17 protein-coding genes are annotated in these 17328 nt (G+C 75.1%); 4 read left to right on the top strand and 13 right to left on the bottom strand.

Annotation, left to right across the window (positions count from 1 at the left end; genetic code table 11):
* Positions 1-31: 31 nt before the first annotated feature.
* From PHY01_RS03385 to PHY01_RS03370, 4 genes are all read right to left on the bottom strand, one after another.
* On the bottom strand, positions 32-661 hold the full coding sequence (locus PHY01_RS03385; RefSeq protein WP_141276932.1) for an MBL fold metallo-hydrolase: 630 nt from the start codon (positions 659-661) through the stop codon (positions 32-34).
* A gap of 13 nt (positions 662-674) precedes the next feature.
* Positions 675-1442, bottom strand: a complete 768-nt coding sequence (locus PHY01_RS03380; RefSeq protein WP_141276931.1) for a DUF2267 domain-containing protein — start codon at positions 1440-1442, stop codon at positions 675-677.
* Between the two features lie 15 nt (positions 1443-1457).
* Positions 1458-1850 carry a PRC-barrel domain containing protein gene (locus PHY01_RS03375; protein WP_246085670.1) on the bottom strand — a complete coding sequence of 131 codons (393 nt, stop codon included), beginning with the start codon at positions 1848-1850 and terminating at the stop codon, positions 1458-1460.
* Positions 1851-2438: 588 nt separating this feature from the next.
* Positions 2439-5018, bottom strand: coding sequence for a PEP/pyruvate-binding domain-containing protein (locus PHY01_RS03370; protein ID WP_141276929.1), 2580 nt, complete (start codon positions 5016-5018; stop codon positions 2439-2441).
* A gap of 90 nt (positions 5019-5108) precedes the next feature.
* Between PHY01_RS03370 and PHY01_RS03365 the strand changes: the two genes are divergently transcribed.
* Complete coding sequence (locus PHY01_RS03365) at positions 5109-5609, top strand: flavin reductase family protein (RefSeq protein ID WP_218029983.1); 501 nt, start codon at positions 5109-5111, stop codon at positions 5607-5609.
* Positions 5606-6145, top strand: a complete 540-nt coding sequence (locus PHY01_RS03360; protein WP_141276927.1) for an NAD(P)H-dependent oxidoreductase — start codon at positions 5606-5608, stop codon at positions 6143-6145. Before PHY01_RS03365 ends, PHY01_RS03360 begins: the two co-directional genes overlap by 4 nt.
* A 138-nt stretch (positions 6146-6283) precedes the next feature.
* On the opposite strand, the gene PHY01_RS03355 is transcribed toward PHY01_RS03360, so the two are convergent.
* Together PHY01_RS03355 and PHY01_RS03350 are read right to left on the bottom strand one after the other, a co-directional pair.
* The gene (locus tag PHY01_RS03355; RefSeq protein WP_141277107.1) at positions 6284-7234 is read right to left on the bottom strand and encodes a sigma-70 family RNA polymerase sigma factor; all 951 of its coding nucleotides are present in this window, start codon (positions 7232-7234) and stop codon (positions 6284-6286) included.
* Between the two features lie 312 nt (positions 7235-7546).
* Positions 7547-8800, bottom strand: a complete 1254-nt coding sequence (locus tag PHY01_RS03350; protein ID WP_141276925.1) for a DUF3141 domain-containing protein — start codon at positions 8798-8800, stop codon at positions 7547-7549.
* Between the two features lie 226 nt (positions 8801-9026).
* Between PHY01_RS03350 and PHY01_RS03345 the strand changes: the two genes are divergently transcribed.
* Both PHY01_RS03345 and PHY01_RS03340 read left to right on the top strand, forming a co-directional pair.
* Positions 9027-10769 carry a PHA/PHB synthase family protein gene (locus PHY01_RS03345; RefSeq protein WP_141276923.1) on the top strand — a complete coding sequence of 581 codons (1743 nt, stop codon included), beginning with the start codon at positions 9027-9029 and terminating at the stop codon, positions 10767-10769.
* 25 nt (positions 10770-10794) lie between these two features.
* The gene (locus tag PHY01_RS03340) at positions 10795-11172 is read left to right on the top strand and encodes a helix-turn-helix domain-containing protein (RefSeq protein WP_141276921.1); all 378 of its coding nucleotides are present in this window, start codon (positions 10795-10797) and stop codon (positions 11170-11172) included.
* A 1-nt stretch (position 11173) separates the two neighbouring features.
* Here PHY01_RS03340 and PHY01_RS03335 read toward each other — a convergent pair whose 3' ends face one another.
* The 7 genes from PHY01_RS03335 to PHY01_RS03305 all read right to left on the bottom strand — a co-directional run bounded on the left by PHY01_RS03335 (position 11174) and on the right by PHY01_RS03305 (position 17306).
* Positions 11174-11854: a GIN domain-containing protein gene (locus PHY01_RS03335; protein WP_141276919.1), complete on the bottom strand. Its 681-nt coding sequence runs from the start codon at positions 11852-11854 to the stop codon at positions 11174-11176.
* A gap of 188 nt (positions 11855-12042) precedes the next feature.
* Positions 12043-13326: an HNH endonuclease signature motif containing protein gene (locus PHY01_RS03330; RefSeq protein ID WP_141276917.1), complete on the bottom strand. Its 1284-nt coding sequence runs from the start codon at positions 13324-13326 to the stop codon at positions 12043-12045.
* 435 nt (positions 13327-13761) lie between these two features.
* Positions 13762-14184 carry a D-aminoacyl-tRNA deacylase gene (gene dtd, locus PHY01_RS03325; RefSeq protein WP_141276915.1) on the bottom strand — a complete coding sequence of 141 codons (423 nt, stop codon included), beginning with the start codon at positions 14182-14184 and terminating at the stop codon, positions 13762-13764.
* On the bottom strand, positions 14181-15659 hold the full coding sequence (locus tag PHY01_RS03320; RefSeq protein ID WP_141276913.1) for a DUF7782 domain-containing protein: 1479 nt from the start codon (positions 15657-15659) through the stop codon (positions 14181-14183). Before PHY01_RS03320 ends, dtd begins: the two co-directional genes overlap by 4 nt.
* A gap of 18 nt (positions 15660-15677) precedes the next feature.
* On the bottom strand, positions 15678-16346 hold the full coding sequence (locus tag PHY01_RS03315) for an anti-sigma factor (protein WP_170183613.1): 669 nt from the start codon (positions 16344-16346) through the stop codon (positions 15678-15680).
* Entirely contained in the window at positions 16327-16887 is a 561-nt protein-coding gene (locus PHY01_RS03310; protein WP_141276909.1) for an RNA polymerase sigma factor, read from the bottom strand. The genes PHY01_RS03315 and PHY01_RS03310 overlap by 20 nt, the downstream gene beginning before the upstream one ends.
* On the bottom strand, positions 16884-17306 hold the full coding sequence (locus PHY01_RS03305) for a class F sortase (RefSeq protein ID WP_141276907.1): 423 nt from the start codon (positions 17304-17306) through the stop codon (positions 16884-16886). The genes PHY01_RS03310 and PHY01_RS03305 overlap by 4 nt, the downstream gene beginning before the upstream one ends.
* Between the last annotated feature and the right edge of the window lie 22 nt (positions 17307-17328).

Here is a 17328-nt window from a genome sequence, read left to right as displayed (position 1 = left end):
TCGCCCCCCGGGAACAGTGCGATCAGGGGGATCAGGGCTCGAGCGGCGGCACGAGCTCCGGGAGGTCGCGCTCGGCACCGACCGTCGTCTCGTCGCCGTGCCCGGGCAGCACGCGCGTCTCCGGCGGGAGCCCCAGCACACGCTCGCGCAGCGACCGGGTGATCTGCGGGTACTTGCTCAGCGTCCGGTCGGTGCGCAGCGGGCCGCCCTTGAGCAGCGTGTCGCCGGTGAACACGACGTCGAGCGCGGGCACGTACAGGCACACCGAGCCGGGCGTGTGGCCCGGGGTGTGCAGCACCCGAACCGTGACGTGCGCGACGGCGATCTCCTCGTCGTGCGGGAGGTCTTCGTCGGGCCCGTGGTCGGCGTGCACCTCGTCCCAGAGGGGATGGTCGGCCTCGTTCAGCATGGTCGGCGCCCCGACCGCGTCCGCGAGCGCGACGGCCTGGTCCGTGTGGTGGCGGTGCGCGTGCGTGCACGCGACCCCGACCACCCGCCGGTCCCCGATCGCGGCCCGGATCTGCGCGGGATCGTGCGCGGCGTCGACGACGAGGACCTGTTCGTCGTCACCGAGCAGCCAGGTGCTGGTCTCGACGGTGCGCGGCCCGTCGTCGGTCGTCTCGGTGACGGAGGTGATGACTCGGTCGATGCGCGGGAGCACGGTGCCTCCTCGGTCAGCCGGTCCGGGCGGCGCCCAACAGGGGGCGGTACCCGTCCGGCAGCTGGACGATGATGTCGAAGAACTCGTCGCCGACGACCGGGCGCAGCGTGGCGAACACCGTGGGGATGCGTCGTGCGGCCTCGTCCGGCTGCAGCCCGGCCCGCCGCGCGACCCGGACGACGAACTCCTCCGGCCCCATCCGGCGGGACTGCTCGCCGGCGTCGCGGCCGCGGTGCAGCGGGGGGTGCAGGGCCACGGGCAGGCGCACGGCGAGGTCGTCGGAGTCGCCGGGGGCGATGCGCTCGGCGAGCGTCTCGAGCACCGCCTCGACGAGCGTGCGTGCGGCGTCGTCGTCGATCCCCGCCTTCGCGGCGACCGTGCCGACGACGGTGTCGAGATCGGGCACGAGGGCGTCGGCGTCGAGCAGCGCGGCGTAGTGCCTCCCGAGCTGGGCGCGGACGTCCTCGTACTCGTCGGGCCCGGTCGCCTGGCGCAGCGCGGTGAACACGGCCCGGGCGTGCCGCTCCGCGGTGAGCGTGTCGGTGCCCTCCCGCTCGGCGACGCGGCGCAGGAACTCCTCGGGAGGGAAGCGCTCCGGGCTGCCCGCCGACCAGACGTAGGCCTGCAGCTCCGGCGGGAGGCTCTCCAGCACGTCAGCGGCCTCGCCGCGGCTCAGGTGCCGGCCCAGCACCGTGAGGACGGCCTGGGAGGCGCGCTCGGCGGTGTCCCGGTCGGTGTCCGCGATCCGGGCGACCATGGCCAGGAACTGCTGGTAGGTCATGGGGCTCCTCGTGCGTCAGCGCCGGCCGGTGATTCGGTCCCAGGCCCGGCGCAGCCCGGCCTCGAGCCGGGTCTCGGGACCACGCGGATGGCCGTCCCGGCGCGGAGGGCCGGGGTCCCTGGGCTCGTGCAGGTCCTCGACGGTGACCGCCAGCAGCACCGCGTGCTCGTAAAGCTCCGCGATCTGGTCGCGGTCGGCGTAGAGGTCGCGTCCGGGCAGCGGGTGGGTGTGCACGACGACGCCGTGGAACAGGTCGAGGTCGATGTCGGCGATCACCTGGTCGACCACCCCGATCCGCCGGCGTGCGCGGTCCAGGACGGGGGTGCCCTCGGCGAGCGCGAGGTAGGCGATCGGACGCCCGAGGTCCACGACGTCCTGCTGCACACCGGATGCCGCGTTGCGTTCCACGCGACCATCCTGGGAGCGCCCCGGGTCCGGGCACACCGGCACGGGACGGCCAACCCCGGCGCGTCCGGTCGGTCCGCCAGGCCGGGTGGGGCCCGGCCCGGCTACTCCGGGCGGCGTGACCCGCTCAGGAGAGGAACACGTGCTCCGACGGGTCCAGCGTCTCCGTGGCCTTCGCGTAGCGCGGGGAAGGGCCGGTTGCGGCGCGGCATGAACCAGTTGCCGGTGCGCTGGAACACCGGCGGGCAGGGTGGTTCAGGGGAGGTGAAGCGGGCCGTCCACGTCGCCACGTCCGCGGCCGTGACGTTGCCGCCGCAGATCACCAGGCCCAGGTGGGTGCCCGGCCCACCCGCTCCAGGACCTGGCCCGCCGCCGCCACCAGGCAGCCGGCCGCGGGCTCGGCACACCCCTTCGCCGCCTCGGCCAGCGCCACCGTCGAGGGCCGGCGGTGAGACGTGCGGCGCGCTGAGCGTGCTCCCGATCGACGTCGGCGTGATCGGCACCGGGGCGCCGGCGGCCGGTGCGCGGGACATGGCGTCGGCGCCCGCGGGTGCCGCGAGTCGCGTGTTCTGTGCCCGCGAGTCGCGCTGTTCAGTCCGTCGTGATCGCGCCCGCCGCCCCGTCGACGGTGACGAGCTCGCCGGTGCGCAGCCGCCGCGTCGCGTCCGCCACCCCGACGACGGCCGGGATGCCGTACTCCCGCGCCACCACCGCACCGTGCGAGTTCGACCCGCCCATCTCCATGACGAGCCCGCCTGCGGTGAGGAACAGCGGGGTCCAGCCGGGGTCGGTGGACGGGGCGACGAGGATCTCGCCGGGTTCCAGGTGCGCCCCGACCGGGTCGAGCACCACCCGGGCGGGTGCGGTGACCACGCCCGCCGACGCCGGGGTGCCGACGAGCGCGCCGTCGGGCGGGGGTGCGGCGAGCGCCTCGGGCTCGGTGCCGTCGGAGAGCAGCACGCGCGGCACGTGCCGGCGGCGCAGCTCGCGGGCGTGGGCGGCGCGACGGTCCGCGACCAGCGCGCGGTGGTCGGCGCCGCCGATCGCGGTGCGGGCCTCGGGCAGCTCCAGGAAGTACACGTCGTCGACGGCGTCGAGCAGCCCGCGCGCGACCAGCTCCGCACCGATCACGGCGAGCTGGGCGCGGACGTGGGCGAGGGCCCGGACCAGGAGGTCCTTGTGCGTCTCCCGCATCCCGGCGAGCTGACGGGTCCGGCTCAGCCCGAACGCCACCAGCGCGCCCCGTACCCGCGACCGCCGCCGCACCCGGTCGACGACCCGGGCCACGGCCGTCTCCGCGGCCCGCGCGCCCCGGGCGAACCGGACGTCTGGGGCGCGGTCGGGGTCGTCGAGGCGGAGGTAGTTGGCCAGCACGCCGAGCACGTGGGCGGGGTCGTCGGACCAGCGCGGCACGCCGAGGTCGATCTCCCCGACGGCGCGGTGCCCGTGCCGGGACAGGAAGGAGGCGAGCTCGCGGGCCAGCACGGGCGGGAGCACGTCGGGGAGGGGGCCGCGCAGGGCGGCCGCGGAACGGGCGTCGGCGCGGATCCGGGTGGCCGCGGCCCACAGCTCCAGGTCCATCTCCGTGGTGACGTTGTGCGGGAGCGAGCGCAGCACCTCGTGGGTGGCGTCGTCGTCGAGCTCGCCCGCCGCGGCCCGGCGGGCCAGTGCCAGCCCGAGGAACCCCGCGGCCGCGACCGGCATCGTCGAGGGCAGCACGGGGAAGATCCCGGACAGCACCCGCTCGACGTGGTCGAGCCGCGCAGGCGCGGGAAGCCCGGCGGGCACGGCCGTCCTCGCGCGCAGGCGGGCGCCGAGCCGGTCGACCCGGCGCCGCCCGGCCGCCGGGCAGGCCAGGGACAGCGCGACCACCGGCGGCACCCGGAACCGGGCCAGGACCCGCGCCAGCCCGCGTACGACCGGCAGCACCGTGCCCGGCCGCACGGCCAGGTCCGGCTCGGCGGACAGCCCGCGCAGCACCACCGCCGAACGGGCCTCCATCACGTCGAGCACCCGCGGCACGAGCGCGCGGCCCACCCGGCTCCGCAGCACCTCGGTGACCTCGACGAACGCCCGCCCGCCCAGCTGGACGAGCGCGGGCGGCCCGCCGGTCGGGTCGGCGACCGGGGCCCCGAACGCACCTCCGGCGACGGCTGCGGCGATCACCCGGAACCCGGACATGCCCATCGGCGTGATCGGCGCCGTCAGTCCCTGGGCCAGGCTGACGCAGAAGTACACGCGCAGCCCGGGCCCGCGGTCCGGCGGCTGCGGGTAGAGCGTCGTGATCGGCCGGGACTGCGTGAGCCACACCGTGCCCTCCCCGTCGATCGCCCACTCGACGTCCTGCGGCGTGCCCAGGTGCGCCTCCACCCGGCGGCCCACCGCGACCAGGGCGTGCACCTGGTCGTCGGACAGGCAGGCCCGCTCCGGGGCGGTCGCGGCGACGCGCTCGGTGCCGCCGCCCGCGACCCCGCGGACGGCGACGGCCTTGTCCCCGATCCGGTGCTCGGTGATCACCCCGTCCGCGTCGACCCCTCCGCCGTCCACCACGACGTGGTCGGGGTTCACCGCACCCGACACCACGGCCTCGCCGAGGCCGGGCGCGGCGTCGATGACGGTGCGGGTGCGCCGTCCGCTGACCGGGTCGGCGGTGAACAGCACGCCTGCCACCTCCGCGTCGACCATGCGCTGGACGACGACGGCCAGCGCGACGGTGCCGTGGTCGATCCCGGCCTCGGTGCGGTAGCTCACGGCGCGGTCGGTCCACAGCGAGGCCCAGCAGCGGCGCACGGCGTCGAGCACCGCGTCGGCGCCGACGACGTGCAGGAACGTGTCCTGCTGGCCGGCGGAGCTGGCGTCGGGCAGGTCCTCCGCGGTCGCCGACGAGCGGACGGCCACGGGCACGTCGGCGCCGAGCGCGGCGTAGGCCGCGCGTACCTGCGTCGCGACGTCGGCCGGGACGGTCGCAGCGAGCAGTGCGGCGCGGGCGCGCGCGGCGAGGTCCGGTCCGCCGGTGGGGACCCCGGTGGCCACCCGCGCGTAGGCCCCGGTGGTGACGCAGAAGCCGTCCGGCACCGGGAACCCGGCCGCCAGCAGCGCCGCCAGGTGGGCGGCCTTGCCACCGGTACGGGCGGCGTCCGCGGCGTGGGCGAGACCGAGCACGGTGGGCATGGAGCACGGTAGCGCCGTCCCCGGCCCTAGTTCAACAGCCGATGAATTGTCGGCTGGGCCGAACCGCGTAGCCGTGGTTAGGCTCGGGTCATGAGCGCGCCACCGGGACCGGTCTCGCCCGCGGTGATGCGCGACGTGCTCGGTCACTTCGTGTCCGGGATCGTCGTGATCACCGCCGCCGGGCCGGACGGCCCGCTGGGTTTCACCTGCCAGTCGTTCTCGTCGCTGTCGCTGGAGCCGCCGCTGGTGAGCTTCGCGCCCGCCCGCACGTCGTCGACCTGGCCGCGGATCCGGGCGGTCGGCGCGTTCTGCGTCAACGTGCTGGCCGCCGACCACCGGGAGCTCTCCACCGGGTTCGCGCGCTCGGGCGTCGACAAGTTCGCCGGGGTGGCGTGGCGACCCGGCCCGTCGGGGGCCCCGGTGCTCGACGGCGTGAGCGCCTGGATCGACTGCGAGCTGCGCGACGAGTTCGACGGCGGCGACCACACGATCGTCGTCGCCCAGGTGCGCGACCTCGGGGCCGACCCGGAGCGGCTGCCGCTGCTGTACTACCGCGGGCGCTACGCGGTGACCGCGGGGGAGGGCGGATGAACGTCGTGGGGATCTCCGGCGGCCCGGACGCCGGGGGACGCACCTCCACCGCGGTCGCGGCCGTGCTGGCCGGGGCCGGGTCGGCCGGGGCGACGACCCGCCTGATCGAGCTCGGCGGAGCCGACGTCGCCGACGTCGTGGCCGCGATCGACGCCGCCGACGCCGTCGTGTTCGGCAGCCCGGTCTACCGCGCCACCTACAGCGCGCTGCTCAAGACGCTGCTGGAGGCCACCGAGCGCGGGCGCTGGGGGGAGACGACGCAGCCGTTGCAGGGCACGGCCGCGGCCACCGTCCTCACCGGCGCGAGCGGCCACCACTTCCTCGCCGCCAACGACCTGCGCAACGTGCTGGCCGGCTTCTTCGCGGTGCAGGTCCTCGCGCCGGGCCTGTACTTCGACCACTCGGCCTACGTCGACCGCTCCACCCTCGCCGACGACGGGGCCGCGCTCGCCGCGGCGCACGGCGCCGCGCTGGTCGACCTCGCCGCCGCGGTGCGCGGCTCCGCGGCCCTGTCGGCGCTCGTCCCACAGGTCTGAGCGCCCCGTTGGAGTGAACTCCAGTTCGACCCGGCGCGGTGGCTCGCCGCGGTGCCGCCGGGGGAGTAGACAGGTACCCGACCGGCGCCACCCGCGCTCAGGGGAGCCCAGCGGGTGGTGCCGGTCAGAGGGTCGGTCTCAGCTGGCGTAGGCCCGCAGCCGGTCGGCCCGCTCGCCGATCCGCAGCTTGGCCATGACTTCGCGCTCGATCTGGCGGACCCGCTCGCGGGAGAGCCCGAAGCGCTTGCCGATCTGGTCGAGCGTGCGCGGCTGGCCGTCCTCGAGACCGAACCGCATCGTGATGACGTTGCGCTCGCGGTCCTCCAGGGTGGCGAGCACGCGCCGCAGGTCGTCGTGGAGCAGGTGCGAGATCACCGTGGTCTCGGCGTCGGCGGCCTCGCCGTCCTCGATGAAGTCGCCCAGCGGCGCCTCCTCCTCGGACCCCACCGGCATGTCGAGGCTCACCGGGTCGCGGGCGTGGTCGAGCAGGTCGGCGATCTTGGCCTCGGGGATGCCGGACTCCTCGGCCAGCTCCTCGTGGGTGGCGTCGCGGCCCAGCTTCTGGTGCAGGTCGCGCTTGATCCGCGCGAGCTTGTTGACCTGCTCGACGAGGTGCACCGGCAGCCGGATCGTGCGGGCCTGGTCGGCCATGCCGCGCGTGATGGCCTGGCGGATCCACCACGTGGCGTAGGTGGAGAACTTGAAGCCCTTGGCGTAGTCGAACTTCTCGACCGCGCGGATCAGGCCCAGGTTGCCCTCCTGGATGAGGTCCAGCAGCGGCATTCCGCGGCCGGTGTAGCGCTTGGCCAGCGAGACCACGAGCCGGAGGTTGGCCTCGAGCAGGTGGTTGCGGGCCCGGCGGCCGTCGCGCACGATCCACCGCAGGTCGGCGGCGTACTGGCGCTCGAGCTCGGTGCCCTCGGCGGCCGCGCTGTCGAGCACGTGCTGGGCGAACACGCCGGCCTCGATGCGCCGCGCGAGCTCCACCTCCTGGGCCGCGGTGAGCAGTGCGGTCTTGCCGATGCCGTTGAGGTACACGCGGACGAGGTCGGCCGCGGGGCTCTGGGCGTCGAGGTCCTCGGCGGACATCTCGGGACGCTCGCCGGGAGCGGCGTTCGCGAAGACCGACGACGCCACCGGCTCGGCGGAGTCGGGTCGGGCTCCGGAGCCGGTACGCTGGCTCGGGACGGTCTTCACGGCGGCCGATCGGGCCTTCGTGGGTCGGGTGGGCGTGGGCGCGGACTTCGTGGGCGCTGTCATGTGTCTTCCTCCCCTGCGCGGCCCGGGCGGTGAGCGGATGCTGTGGTCCGTCGTCGCCGGGGCTCTCACGGGGTTGAACGCGCCCGTCCCGGGAATCGTTCCCGGGAGCGAGCGCGGTCTCAGCGCACCCTCAGCGGCCCGTCAGGGCGCCGGGAGCCGCGGGGTGTCCCGCGGGTCGGCCACGGCGTCCGCGTGCTCCGGACGCGGACCGGCCGAGGTCGACAGCGCGTACACGGCCTCCATCAGCGGCCGCCAGTCGTCGCGCAGCGCGTCGCGGCCCATGAACAGCCCGAGGTGCCCGCCCTGCGCGGTGCGCCGGGTGATCTGCTCCGGCGGCGTGCCGACGGCGTCGGCCGCGGCGAACAGCTGCGCGGGCGGCGTGATGTGGTCGGTCGACCCGGCGAGCAGGAACAGCGGGCAGGTGATGTTCGCGAGGTCGGCGCGACGGCCGTCGATCACCAGGTCGCCGGAGATCAGCTCGTTGCCGTGGAACAGGTGCTCGACGAGCCACAGGTAGAACGCGCCGGGGATGTCCTGGGTGTGCTTGAACCAGTCCTCGAAGACCCGGTAGCGCTCGACGTGGGCCTCGTCGTCGATGTTCTGCAGCAGCTGCAGCTGGCGCGAGACCTCGGACTGCGGCTGGATCCCGATGAAGTTGGCCAGCACGGCACGCCCGGGCATGTTGCCTCCGCCCATCCGGACCAGCGCCTTGTACGGGGCCAGGCCGAGCGCCCCGGTCATGGCCCGGGTGGAGGAGGCGATGACGGACTCGCCCGCGTGGAAGTCGATCGGTGCCCCGGCGAGGGTGAGGGTGTGCACCCGCTCGGGGTGCAGCGCCGCGTAGATCGCGGCCAGCCAGCCGCCCTGGCAGTCGCCGACGAGGTTGGCGCGCCCGCCCATGCGGCGGATCGACCGGTCGATGACCTCGAGGTAGTCGGTGATGCCGACGTCGCGGGTCGCGGTGGTCGCCGGGCGCCACTCCAGCGCGTACAGCTTCGTGAGGCCGGCCCCGGCGAGCACGGCGAGCTGGCTCTGCCGCGGGGAGAAGTCGATGACGTGGCTGGAGTGCCCGGCCTGGGGCGGCAGCACCAGCGTGGGGACGACGTCGTCGCCCGCGTCGGCGGGGTCGGTGAAGTCGCGCAGGTACGCGAACGGCGTCGTGAGCGCGACGGTGTTGGCGCGGTGCCAGGTCGGCTCGCGCCGGTCGAGCATGGTGCTCCACCACAGCGCGCCGCGGGCGGCGTTGGCCCACGGCGTGCGCGGACGGGTCACGGCGTCGAGCCACAGGTGCGCCGCCGAACGCGTCAGCTCGGCGGTGGTGCGGGTCGCCGCGGTGGCGTTGTAGGCCGCGAGGTGGCGCAGCGCGCCACCCATCGAGGTGGTGGGTGCGGTCATCGTGGGCTCCTGGGGGGCTCGGACGGCCGCGTCGCCGTCGTTACCAGACGGTAGGTGGCGATAGGCATGTGCAGCAACACGTGGCCTACTCGGAGGTATCGCTTGGGATTTCAAGCATCAGAGGTGACGACGCTCGCACGTGACCTGTGACCAGCGCTTATGGCTACCCGTGGGTAAGCCGTCACGATGGGGTACCCACGAGGAAACCGACGACGAAGGAGTTGCCGTGACCCCACCGAGCGACCCGACCACCACGATCCAGCGGACCGCAGCGGGGGTGGTCAACGGCGTGAAGGATCTGCTCGACCCCGGCGCGCTGGCCGCCCGGATCGATCCCGTGGCCTTCGGCGGTGCGCTCGGTGAGGTGGCCAAGGGCCTGTTGACGCGGCCGTTGCCGGTCGCCCGCCGTACCGCCGGTCTCGCGGCCGGGTCCGGCCGGGCCACGCTCACGGCGCTCGCGCGCAGCCTCGGTGGCCACGGCGCGGGCCCCGCCGCGTTGCCGGAGAAGGACCGCCGCTACGCCGACCCGGCCTGGGAGGGCAACGCCTACTACTACCTCCTCCGTCAGCAGCACGCGCTGTTCGCCGAGTACCTGGAGGCCGTGGCGAGCGGGGTCGAGCTCAGCCCCGTGGCCCGTCGCAAGATCGATTTCCTGGTCCGTCAGACGGTCGACGCGACCTCGCCGGTGAACTGGCCGTGGTCGAACCCGACGATGGTGAAGAAGGCGTTCGAGACCGGCGGGCAGAGCCTGTTCCGCGGCACCCGCAACATGCTGCGGGACTCCGTCTCCGGTGGCGGGATGCCCCGGCAGATCACCCCGGGCGAGTTCGAGGTGGGCAAGGACCTCGCGGCCACGCCCGGTGTCGTCGTGCACCGCAACCGGCTGATGGAGCTGATCCAGTACAAGCCGCAGACCGAGCAGGTGCACGAGGTGCCGCTGCTGCTCTCGCCGCCGTGGATCAACAAGTACTACATCATGGATCTCGCGCCCCGGAAGAGCCTCGTCGAGTGGGCGGTGCAGCACGGGCACACGGTGTTCGTGATCTCCTACCGCAACCCCGACGAGAGCATGCGCGACGTCGTGATGGCCGACTACATGCAGGACGGCCCGCTCGCCGCGCTCGACGTGATCCGCGACGTCACCGGCGCCGAGAAGGTCAACGTCGCCGCGCTGTGCCTGGGCGGCACGCTGGCCGCCGCCACCGCCGCCTGGCTCGCCGCGCGCGGTGACCAGCGGATCAACTCGATCACGCTGATGAACACGCTGCTCGACTTCAGCGAGCCCGGCCAGCTCGGCGTCTTCACCGACGAGAAGACGGTCGACCGCCTGGAGCGCACCATGCGCCGCACCGGCTACCTGCCCGCCACCAGCATGAAGTCGACGTTCGACCTGCTGCGCGCCACCGACCTGGTGTGGAACTACGTGATCAACGACTGGCTGCTCGGCGAGGAGCCCGCCGCGTTCGACATGCTGGCCTGGAACGCCGACTCCACCCGCATGCCCGCCGCGATGCAGACCGAGTACCTGCGCAACCTCTACCTCGACAACCAGCTCGTCGAGGGCAAGATGGAGCTCGCGGGGGAGCGGCTGGACCTGGGCGCGGTCACCCAGGACGCCTACGTCGTCAGCGCGGAGGCCGACCACATCGCGCCGTGGCGCTCGGTCTACAAGGGCCTGCGCCACCTCGGCGGCACCACCCGGTTCGTGCTGTCGAACTCCGGGCACATCGCGGGCGTCGTCAACCCGCCCTCGCCCAAGTCCAAGCACTGGTTCGGCGAGGCCGCCGAGCTCCCGGCGAGCGCCGACGACTGGCGCGACGACGCCGGTGAGCACAAGGCGAGCTGGTGGGAGGACTGGACGCCGTGGATCGGCGAGCGGGCGGGCGAGATGACCGACCCGCCGCGGCTGGGCAGCGACGCGCACCCGGTCCTGATGGCCGCGCCGGGGAGCTACGTGTTGGGCACCTGAGGCCCCGACAGGACATGATGCGGGCATGAGTGCGGCAGAGCAGCCCGACGACCCGTCCGGCTCGTGGTCGATGAACGCGCTGGGCGGGTTCATCCGCGCGCAGCGTCAGCTGGCGAAGCTGTCGCTGCGCGAGATGGCCGCGATGACCAGCGTGTCGAACGCCTACCTCAGCCAGGTCGAGCGCGGCCTGCACCAGCCCTCGCTCAAGGTGCTGCACTCCATCGCCGACGCGCTGCACCTGTCCACCGAGCAGCTGCTGATCCAGGCCGGCTGGCGCGACGCGGCCCCCGCCCCCGAGGCGGAGAGCACCGAGGACGTGATCGCCCGCGACCCCCGGCTGACCCCGGCCCAGCGGGCGGCCCTGCTGTCGGTCTACCGGAGCTTCGTCGACGACCCGGCGTGACTCAGCGCGGTTGCACAGACCCGACCCCGTCGATGTCGCGGGTCACCACCGGATCGCCGATGTACTCGACGGACCCGACGCCGTCGATCCGGACGTCGAGCCGCTCGCTCACCGCCACGACGGCGTCGCCCGTGCCCTCGACGGTGATCTCCGCGGTGCGGCTCGACAGCCCCTCGGCGTCGTAGTCCCCGGCTCCGGTGACGGTGACGACCTGGGTGCCGGCCTCGCCGGCCGGCGTCACGTCCCCCGCACCGTCGATCTCGACGGTGAGCCGCTCGGTCCGCAGTCCCGTCGCGGTGACGTCGCCGGCGCCCGAGACCGACAGCGCGTCGAGCGCGGCGACGGTGAGGCGGTAGACGATCGGCTCGCGGGTGGTGATCTCGGCGCCCGGCGCGACCCCCAGCCGCAGGACGCCGCCGGACACCTCGCTGGTCAGCAGCGGCACGACCTCGGGGGCGGCCTCGATCGTCAGCGACTCGGTGCCGGTCTGCTCGATGACCAGGTCGCCGACGGTGCTCAGCTCCACCCCGGTGAACCCGGCGACGTCCCTGCTCTCGCCGGCCGTGGGTGCCGTGGGTGCCGTGGTGCCGTCGGCCGGGCTCAGCACCGGGGCCGGTGCGGTGGCGCAGGCGGTGAGAGCGGCAGCCAGGGACGCGAGCAGAGCCGTACGACAACGGGGCATGCCGCACCCTAGGACGACTCCCGCTCCTCCCACGACGTGCGTTCGGCGGCGACGCCACGCTCCGATCGGGTGCGGTTCCGGCGGCGACGCGGTCCGCGTCGTCCGTCCGGTGAGGTGGCCGTCCCGCGGAGCGCGGGTGCCGGTTCGCCGACGTCCGCCGGCAGCCGGAGTCGGGCGGTCGGCTCGGGTCAGGCGATCAGGAGGGCCGGCGGCAGGCGGCGTGGTGTCTGCTGCGGGTCGATCCACCGGGGTGGGAGGAACTCGGGCAGTCCGTCGCGGATGCGGACCGTCCAGCCGGTGTGATGGATCTGGCGGTGGTGGGCCTTGCAGAGCATGACGAGATTGTCGATCTCGGTCGCACCCTGGCGGCTCCAGTGCTGGATGTGGTGGACCTCGCACCAGGAGGGCGGGCGGTCGCAGCCGGGGTGGGCGCAGCCGCCGTCGCGGGCGGTGACGGCCCGGCGGAGCCCGTCGGGGACGGTGCGCTTCTCCCGGCCGACGTCGAGGGGCTGCCCGGCGCCGTTCATCACGACCGGGACGACTCCGGCGTCACAGGCCAGGGCGCGGAGGGCGGCAGGGGTGATCGTGCCGCCGAAGTCGAGCATCGCCGCCCGGGCCCGGCGTTCCAGGTCGTCGAGCCGGATGATCACCGAGATATGGGGGCGGCGACCACCGGTGTCGGGGAGGTCGTCGTCGTGGTCGAGGACGTACCCGCAGACGTCGGCCAACGCCTCGGCCTGGCGCTGGGGCGCCGTTCGGTGGTCGTCGGCGGTCAGCGGCTTCGCCTTCGCGTCGATGACGGCGGCGATGGCGTCGTAGAGGGCCGGGTCCTCGAACCGGCCGGTCAGCGATCCTCCCGCGCCGCCGCGGTGGCGGGTCAGGCGCAGCTCGTTGACCGGCGGCGGGGAGTCGTCGTCGGGTTCGGCGCCGTCCTGGTCGAGCAGGGCGATCAGCGCGGTGCCCAGGGTCTGCAGCGCGGTGGGGTCGAGCCGTGAGGCGTCGGCGGCGAGCTGCTGCTCGGCGGCGGACCACGCGGGCGGGGCCAGGCGGGAGGCCGCGGGGGTGGCCAGGACCCGGGCGATCACCTCGACGTGGCGCAGCGCGATGTCGCCCGCGGTGAACGAGGCGGCGGTGGCGGGCAGCCGGGCGGGGAGCGGGGTGCCGTCGAGGGTCGTGCGGGTGTGCACGGCGTCGGCGACGACGGTGTGGCGGTGGGCGTGGCGGTGGTCCCAGCCCAGCAGGTCGGACAGGGCTCGGGTGGTGGACCGGTAGCCGCGGGTGAGGAACGCACCCTGGGCGTCGAGCGCCGCGACGGCGGTGGTGGCGAGGAGGTCGATGCGACGGGTGAGGCCCTCGCACATCGTGAGCACCGACAGCAGCTCGGTGTCGGTGGCGTTCCGGGCGGTGGCGGCGAGGTCGTCCAGGGCGGCAGCGAGATTCTCGTGCGCGTGGTGGAGGGCGTCGCCGGTCATGCCCTAAGTATACTCGAACAGATGTTCGAAACTGTGCATGTTGTCGCAGTTCAGGGACCGTTCAGCGCATCGGCGAGGTGGTCCGACCCGCTGCTCGGCGCAGCGATCCCGGGCTGTGGACGACGGTCGGCGGCGCCGCTGTCGGGGACGCGGTCACCGATGCCGTCCGGGACGCGTTCGTCGGCTCGGCCGGGCCGTCGCCCCCGCCCCATGGCGTCCCCGCCCCGCTCCCCATTGCGGCCTGCGGCGCTCTGCCGACCCCGCCGCCCTGCCGACGCGCGCACGCGCCCGCCTGCCACCGCGTCGACGCCGGGCCCACCAGCCCGGCGCCTCGCGGAGCGTGACCGGTCCCGCCGCGTCCCCCGCCCACCCGGAACGTGAGGTCGGGCCCGGCGTAGAACCGCGGTCGCCGGGTAGGAGCCGCGCCCACCCCACTCACGTGTCGACGATCACCGTGAACGGGCCGTCGTTGACCGACTCCACCGCCATGTCCGCCCCGAACACCCCCGTCGCCACCTCGGTGCCGCGGTCCCGCAGGGCCGCCACCACGGCCTCCACCAGGGGTTCGGCGATCGCGGGGGCGGCCGCGGCGGACCAGGACGGGCGGCGGCCCTTGCGGGTGTCGCCGTAGAGGGTGAACTGGCTGACCACCAGCAGCGGGGCGCCGGCCTCGGCGCAGGACCGCTCCCCGGCCAGTATCCGCAGCTCCGCGAGCTTGCGGGCCATGGCGCCGGCGGCGTCGGGGGTGTCGTCGCGGTGCACCCCGAGCAGGACGAGCAGTCCCGGCCCGATCGACCCGACCGTCGCCCCGTCGACCGTCACGGACGCGCGGGACACCCGGGACGCGACGGCCCTCACGCCGGGACCAGCAGGCCGTGGCGCACCAGCTCGCGCACCGCCGGAAGGGTCGCGGCCACCAGCTCGTCGACGGGGCGGTCGTGGGCGAAGGACAGCAGCTCCAGCAGCTCGCGCAGCGGCAGGGCGCCGCGGCAGCCCGCGAGCAGGGCGGCGGCGGGGCCGTCGACCTCGTGGCGCCAGCGCGGCCCGTCCAGCCGCGCGACGGCCGAGCCGGCGTCGGTCCAGCCCTCGTCGCCGGGCGTGGAGAAGGTCTCCAGCACCACCTGCGGGGCGACGGCGAGCCGGGTGTCGAGCAGGTCGGGGTGGGCACGCAGCCAGTCGACGCGGTCGAGCCAACCGGCGACCTCCGGCCCGAGCGGGTCGGCCACCTCGGTGAGCAGGTCCTCCACCACGACCTCGGGGGTGCCGTCGGTGCGGCGCAGCACCAGGTACCCGAACCCGATCGCCTCGACGGCCGCGGAGTCCATCCAGTCCAGCCACGCCCCGGCCTGGGCGCGGGCGTCGGTCGAGGTGAGGTCGAGCCCGGCGTCGCGCTGCCAGGTGCCGACGTGCAGCGCCGGGTCGGCCACCTCGCGCTGCACGATCCAGGCGTCGACGCCCGGCGGGAGCCAGGAGCGCACCCGGTCGGGCCAGTCCTCGCCGCGCACGTGCAGCCACGACCCGAGCAGCTGCGCCACCCCGCCCGGCTCCAGGTGCGCGGGCAGGTCGCGGACCAGCGCGGCGAGCGCGTCGTCCCCGGCGGCGCCGGAGTCGCGGTAGACGTAGTCGACGCGGGCGGGCCCCGGCACGAACGGCGGGTTGGACACGATCCGGTCGAACCGGCGCCCGGCCACCGGCTCCAGCCACGGCCCGTCGAGCAGCTCGACGTCGAGACCGTTGAGCGCGAAGGTGGCCCGGGCCAGCGCCAGCGCGCGCGGGGCGACGTCGGTGGCGGTCACCGCCCCCGCGTGCCGGGTGGCGTGCAGCGCCTGCACCCCGCAGCCGGTGCCGAGGTCGAGCAGGGTGCCGACGGGGCGGCGGTCGGTGGCCGAGGCCAGCGTCAGCGACGCCCCGCCGACGCCGGTGACGTGGTCGCGCTCCTGGCGCCGCGAGTCCAGGTCCGAGAGCACCCACCACTCGGCGGGGTCGTCCGGGTCGTCCACGCCGTAGGGGCGCAGGTCCAGTGCCGCGGCCCACCCACCGTCGACGGTGCCCCCGGAGACGTGTCTCAGCAGGCCCGCGGCCTCGGCGTCGGCGGGGGACAGCGGCGCGAGCGCGGCGGCGACGGCGGCGTCCGGCTCGACGGAGCCGAGCAGCAGCAGCCGCACCAGCACCCCCAGCTCCCCGCCGTCGCGCGCGGCGCGGTACGCCGGTTCGACCTCGCCCCGCCCGAGCGCGGCGTGCGCGCCGGTCCCGAGCAGCTCGCGCACGGCGTCGGTGGTGTAGCGGTGGCGGGTGAGCGCGGTCCGGAGGTGTTCGGCGGTCGTGGTGTCCACCCCGCGATCCAAGCAGCGTCAGCCGACGGTGCCGCGCACCAGGCTCTCCCGGGAGTGCGCGGGCACGCCGTCGAAGCGCTCGGCGGACACGTCGAGGGTGGGGAAGCGGTCCGTCGGCAGGTCCGCGGGCACCGTGAACTCCCCGGCGTAGCCGCCGCCGTCCCGGGCCAGCGCCCCGAGCGACAGCATCCCGGTGCCGGAGGCGTCCATCAGCCACGCCTCCAGGTAGTCGACGTCCGGGGCGGCGATCACGCCCTCGACGCGGACGACGATCTCGCGGGTCCCGTCGCGCTCGACCAGTGCCGCGGTCCCCGTCGCGCCGGTGCCGTCGACGGCGGCGAGCACGGCCAGCGGCCGCTCGGCGGGCGGGGCGGCGCCGAGCAGCCAGCCGGCGGTGAGCCCGGCCAGCAGGGCGACGACCGCGACCAGCGCGGGCACGAGCCACCGGCGCCGGCGCGGCGGGTCGACCACGCCCAGCTCCCCGGTGATGGCGGTCCAGATGCGCTCGGGCGGGAACTCGTCGTCGGCGCCCGCGCCGCCGGCCACCGCGAGGTCGACGGTCCGGCGCAGCGACTCGACGTGCCCGCGGCACAGCGGGCACCCGCGCAGGTGCTCCTCGACGCCCGGGTCGCGCTGCTCCGCGGGCAGCGCTGCCAGGGCGAGCTGGTCAGGATCGGGGTGCCACACCGTCGGCCTCCTCCCACCGTCGTCGCAACCTCTCCAGCCCGCGCCGGAGATGACTCTTCACCGTGCCGAGCGGGAGCCCCGTCAGCGAGGCGATCTGCTGGTGGGTCAGGTCGTCGAAGAATGCCAGCCGTACGACGGTTCGTTGCTGCGCGGGCAACCGGTTCAGCTCGTCGGCCACCACCACCGCCTCGACCACCCGGTCGGGCACGCCGCGGGGCGGGAGCTGCATCGGGCTGCGGGCCGCGCGGGCGGCGATGTCGGTGTCGCGGGCGCGGGCGCTGAGCCGGTCGGCGATCTGGTGCCGGGCGATCCCCATCAGCCACGCCCCGATCCGGCCCCGCGCGGGGTCGAAACCGGCCCGGCCGCGCCAGGCCCGCACGAACACCTGCTGGGTGACGTCCTCGGCGTCGTGGTGGCTGCGCAGGCAGCGCAGCGCGAACCCGAACACCGCCCGGCCGTGCAGGTCGTAGAGCTCGCGCAGCGCGGACGGGTCGCCGGCCAGGAACCTCCCGACCGGCTCCCCGCCCCCGGGCCCGGTCACTCCACCGACACCGGGACGGCCGTGACCACGATGTTCTCGCGGTAGCTGCGCGCGGCGCGGTCGAAGTCGCCGCCGCAGGTGACGAGGGTGAGCCGCGGCGCGCCGTCCCTGGCGAACAGGACCTCGACCGGCAGCTCCTCCTTCGCGATGCGCTCGACGTCGGTGACGCGGTAGGCCGCGACCGAGCCGTCGGCCAGGTCGACCTCCACCGGGTCGCCCGGCTCCAGGTCGGAGAGGCGGTAGAACGCCCCGCGGCCCTGCTCGCGGTCGTCGACGTGACCGGACAGCACGCTCGACCCGGTGTCCGCGCCGGGCGCGGGCCCGAACCGGTACCAGCCCACGGTGGACACGTCCAGCGGCACCTCCATCTCGCCCAGCGCGTCGACGCCGACGTCGACGACCTCCGCCTCGGCCCCCACCGCAGCCAACCGCACCCGGACC

Source organism: Pseudonocardia hydrocarbonoxydans (assembly GCF_006539565.1).
Taxonomy (GTDB): Bacteria; Actinomycetota; Actinomycetes; order Mycobacteriales; family Pseudonocardiaceae; genus Pseudonocardia; species Pseudonocardia hydrocarbonoxydans.
Note: the sequence above shows the minus strand (reverse complement) of the source record. Positions and strands in the feature narration are given on the sequence as shown.